This is a genomic window from Streptomyces solincola, assembly GCF_002982015.1.
Lineage (GTDB): Bacteria > Actinomycetota > Actinomycetes > Streptomycetales > Streptomycetaceae > Streptomyces > Streptomyces solincola.
This window is the reverse complement of record NZ_PVLV01000525.1, coordinates 1-4,214: the sequence shown is the minus strand read 5'-3', so window position 1 is coordinate 4,214 and position 4,214 is coordinate 1. Positions and strand designations below refer to the sequence as shown.

Here is a 4,214-nt window from a genome sequence, read left to right as displayed (position 1 = left end):
CCGCCGGTGAGCCAGCCGTACGCGGTGGCGGCCGTCGCCGCCGTCACCGCCGCCACCGTGCTGGTCGGCGCCCTCGGCCTGCGCATCTCTCGCACCACCTCCGACTTCTACGTCGCCTCCCGCACCGTCGGCCCCGGCCTCAACGCCGCCGCCATCAGCGGCGAGTACCTCTCCGCCGCCTCCTTCCTCGGCATCGCCGGGCTCGTCCTGCTCCAGGGCCCCGACATGCTCTGGTACCCGGTCGGCTACACCGCCGGCTACCTGGTCCTCCTGGTGCTGGTCGCCGCCCCGCTGCGCCGCTCCGGCGCCTACACGCTGCCCGACTTCGCCGAGGCCCGCCTGGAGTCCGCCCGGGTGCGCAAGCTCGCCGGCCTGTTCGTCGTCGGCATCGGCTGGCTCTACCTGCTGCCGCAGCTCCAGAGCGCCGGACTGGTCCTGGAGATCCTCACCGGCGCCCCCGACTGGCTCGGCGGCTGCGTGGTGGCGCTCGTCGTCACCGGGGCGGTCGCGGCCGGCGGGATGCGCAGCATCACCTTCGTGCAGGCCTTCCAGTACTGGCTGAAACTGACCGCCCTGCTGGTGCCGGTGCTCTTCCTGGCCGCCGCCTGGCTCGGCGACGGCGCCCCGCGCGCCAGGCTGGACGCCCCGGCCGTCTTCCGCGACCACACCTCGGTGACCATCGCCGAGACGGTACGGGTGGAGGTCGCCGAACCACTCACCCTCACCGTCACCGGGCGGATCGACGCCACCGCCCACCGCGGCGCGCAGGTCACCCTGGCGACCGGCGCGCACACCGTGGACGCCGGGACGGTGCTCGGCTTCCCGGCGGGCGCGGCCGTGCCCGAGCGCGCCGCCGCCGGCGGGGATCCGCTCGGCTGGTCCCAGCCGCTGGCCGACGGGCGCGACGGCCGCCAGCTCTACGCCACCTACGGGCTGATCCTGGCCACCTTCCTCGGCACCATGGGTCTGCCGCACGTCGCCGTCCGCTTCTACACCAGCCCGAACGGCCGCGCCGCCCGCCGCACCACCCTGGTGGTACTCGGCCTGGTCGGCGTCTTCTACCTGCTGCCGCCGGTGTACGGGGCACTGGGCCGGATCTACGCCCCCGAGCTGGCCCTGACCGGCGCCGCGGACGCCGCCGTGCTGGTGCTGCCCGAACGGATGCTCGGAGGCACGGCCGGCGACCTGCTGGGCGCCCTCCTGGCCGGCGGGGCGTTCGCCGCCTTCCTCTCCACCGCCTCCGGGCTGACCATGTCGGTCGCCGGCGTGCTCACCCAGGACGTGCTGCCCGCCCGCGGGGTGCGGCACTTCCGGCTGGCCACCGCGCTCGCCATGGCGGTGCCGTTCGCGGTGTCCCTGGTCGCCCGGGACGTGCCGGTGGCGGACGCCGTCGGGCTGGCGTTCGCGGTGGCGGCCTCCTCGTTCTGCCCGTTGCTGGTGCTGGGCATCTGGTGGCGGCGGCTCACCCCGCCCGGTGCGGCCGCCGGCCTGCTGGCGGGCGGCGGGGCGGCCCTGACCGCCGTGATGGCCACCCGGGCCGGGGCCGTCCCCGAGGGCTGGGCCCACACCCTGGCGGCCTGGCCCGCGGTGTGGTCGGTGCCGCTGGGCTTCGCCACCATGGTCGCCGTCTCGCTGGCCACCCCGCGCCGGGTGCCGCCCGGCGCCCCGGCCGTCCTGGCCCGGCTGCACCTGCCCGAGGACCTCACCGCCCCCGAGCGCCCGCGCTCCCCGGGCCCGGCCACCACCCCGCACGCCCCGGAGGCCCGGCGGTGACCGGCATCCTGTTCGCCGCCCTCGCCGCGGCCGCCGCGCTGCTGCTGGCCGCCGGGTTCACGCTCGGCCGGTCCGCCGCCCGCCGGGCCGGGCGGGACGGCCACGACCTCGGCACCCCTGTCGAGCACGCCACCTTCCACACCCTGCACACCGCCTCGCTCGCCGCCCCGCCGCTGCGCGCCGGGCTCACCGAGGACACCGCCCGCAAGGCCGCCCGCACGCTGCGCTCCCTGCTCGGCACCGAGGCGCTCTGCCTCACCGACCGCGGCGCCGTCCTCGCCTGGGACGGTCCCGGCGGCGGCCACCACCGCGAGCAGGCGCTGGCCCGGGTGGCGCAGGTGCTGCGCACCGGGCGCGCGGAGAGCCTGCGCAGCGAGTGCGCCGAGCCGGGCTGCCCGCTGCGCTGGATCGTGGCCACCCCGCTGACCGGCGAGGACGGCGTGGCCGGCGCGCTGGTGGCGTACGGCTCGCGCGAGTCGGCGGCCTCGGTGCGGGCGGCGACCGAGGTGGCGCGCTGGGTGTCGGTCCAGCTCGAACTGGCCGAACTGGACCGCTCCCGCACCCGGCTGTTCGAGGCGGAGATAAGGGCCCTGCGCGCCCAGATCTCTCCGCACTTCATCTTCAACTCGCTCGCCGCGATCGCCAGCTTCGTCCGCACCGACCCCGAGCGGGCCCGCGAACTGCTGCTGGAGTTCGCCGACTTCACCCGCTACTCGTTCCGCCGGCACGGCGAGTTCACCACCCTGGCCGACGAGCTGCGCTCCATCGAGCAGTACCTGGCGCTCGCCGGGGCGCGCTTCGGCGACCGCCTCCGGGTCACCCTGCGGATCGCGCCGGAGGTGCTGCCGGTGGCGCTGCCGTTCCTCTGCCTCCAGCCGCTGGTGGAGAACGCGGTCAAGCACGGACTGGAGGACTCGCCGGACGTCTGCCGGATCACCATCGCCGCCCGGGACGCCGGCGCCGAGGCCGTGGTCACCGTCGAGGACGACGGCGTCGGGATGGATCCGGCCGTGCTGCGGGGAATCCTCTCCGGTGAGAGCGCCCAGCCGTCCGGCATCGGCCTGTCCAACGTGGACGAGCGGCTGCGCCAGGTGTACGGCGACGGCCACGGACTGGTGGTGGAGACGGGTATCGGCGCGGGCATGAAGGTCACCGTCCGTGTCCCCAAGTACCACGCGGGTGTCCACCGCGATCCACCCCTGTCCGATCAGGTATGAATCGTCCCCTTATGGGGACGCGACGGGGGATGGAGGATGCCATGCGTGTTCATGATGCCTATGAGTTGGTGTTCGGCCAGGACGCGGTCGTGGTGCACCGCACCGAGCGGACCGGGTCCGGCGGACACCCGATATACGCGGACGACACCGGGATCGTGCTGGCGGAGATCAGCGACCGGGGCGAGGTCCGGATGCTGCGCAGCGGCGGCTACCAGGACCCGGTCTTCCGGGTCCAGGCCCGCCCGGTGCAGCCGCACACCCGGTAGCCCCCCGCCTCACAGCAGCCGCAGGGTGAGGTGGGCCAGCGGCAGCGCCACCCGCCACGAGGGCAGCCATGCCCGGTGGCTCTCGTCCACGGCGAGCGGGCTCTCCCCGTCCGCCGCGGGCCGGCCCTGCGCACCGCCGCACAGTCCGTCCAGGTCGGCGGCGAGCAGGTGGGTGGTCTCCAGCTTCCGCCAGGCCGCCCCGGCCAGCGCGGCCCCGCCGTCCGCCCCGGCGCCGGCCGCGTCGTCGTGGCCGGCCCCGCGGTCGGCGAGGCCGCCGCGCACCCAGTGCGGCCAGGGGTGTCCGTGCGCGGTGCGCAGCAGCCACTCCGCCACCCGGTCGCCGGCCGCCTCCGGCCGGCCCGGCCCGGCGCCGTCCGCGAGGTAGACCGTGAGGGCCAGGACCCGGCGGGCCGCCTCGTGCTCCAGCGAGCCGGGGGCGGCCAGCCCGCCGGCGCCGAGGAGTTCGTCGGCCGTGTACTCGGCACACAGCCAGGCCATCGGCACGGCCAGACCGCCTCCGCCGGTGCCGTTCGCGCTGTCGGGGCGCACCGCTGCCACCTTCTCCCGGGACGTGTCGACGCGCCTGTGCGCGTTGGGGGCGGAGGCCGCCCCCCGCGCCGCGCCGCGCCGCGGACCGGCGCGCGGCCCCTCGGGAACGAGCCTCCACCGTCAGACACGGCCGCTTCGCGCCGTTCGCTCAATCCGGGGTGTGGCGTCGCCTACATTTCGGCCGCGGACCGGGGCGGAGGGGGCGCGCCGGGCTCCCCGGGGCCGCCGAGGCCCGTGGGACCGGCCGTGTACCCGGGCAGTCCGCGGCCCAGGGCGCGCAGCGCGTAGTGGGAGCGGGACTTGACGGTGCCGGCCGGGATGCCGAGTTCGGCCGCGGCCTCCTTCACGCTGAGCCCGTCGAAGTAGAGGCGCACCAGCACCGCCCGGTGCTCCGGGCTCAGCGTGAAGG

At 76.4% G+C, this 4,214-nt stretch carries 5 protein-coding genes; 3 read left to right on the top strand and 2 right to left on the bottom strand.

Annotation, left to right across the window (positions count from 1 at the left end):
• The first annotated feature begins 6 nt into the window (after positions 1–6).
• From C6N75_RS26350 to C6N75_RS26340, 3 genes are read left to right on the top strand one after another with little or no spacing between them, the layout of a single operon-like run.
• On the top strand, positions 7–1,773 hold the full coding sequence (locus C6N75_RS26350; protein ID WP_105871379.1) for a sodium/solute symporter: 1,767 nt from the start codon (positions 7–9) through the stop codon (positions 1,771–1,773).
• Positions 1,770–2,990, top strand: coding sequence for a sensor histidine kinase (locus C6N75_RS26345; RefSeq protein ID WP_105871378.1), 1,221 nt, complete (start codon positions 1,770–1,772; stop codon positions 2,988–2,990). The genes C6N75_RS26350 and C6N75_RS26345 overlap by 4 nt, the downstream gene beginning before the upstream one ends.
• Before the next feature lie 41 nt (positions 2,991–3,031).
• Positions 3,032–3,256, top strand: a complete 225-nt coding sequence (locus C6N75_RS26340) for a DUF6296 family protein (RefSeq protein ID WP_105871377.1) — start codon at positions 3,032–3,034, stop codon at positions 3,254–3,256.
• 9 nt (positions 3,257–3,265) lie between these two features.
• On the opposite strand, the gene C6N75_RS26335 is transcribed toward C6N75_RS26340, so the two are convergent.
• Both C6N75_RS26335 and C6N75_RS26330 read right to left on the bottom strand, forming a co-directional pair.
• The gene (locus C6N75_RS26335) at positions 3,266–3,805 is read right to left on the bottom strand and encodes a hypothetical protein (RefSeq protein WP_105871376.1); all 540 of its coding nucleotides are present in this window, start codon (positions 3,803–3,805) and stop codon (positions 3,266–3,268) included.
• A gap of 170 nt (positions 3,806–3,975) precedes the next feature.
• On the bottom strand, positions 3,976–4,214 hold a 239-nt coding region (locus C6N75_RS26330; RefSeq protein ID WP_181160625.1), incomplete at its 5' end, for a sigma factor-like helix-turn-helix DNA-binding protein.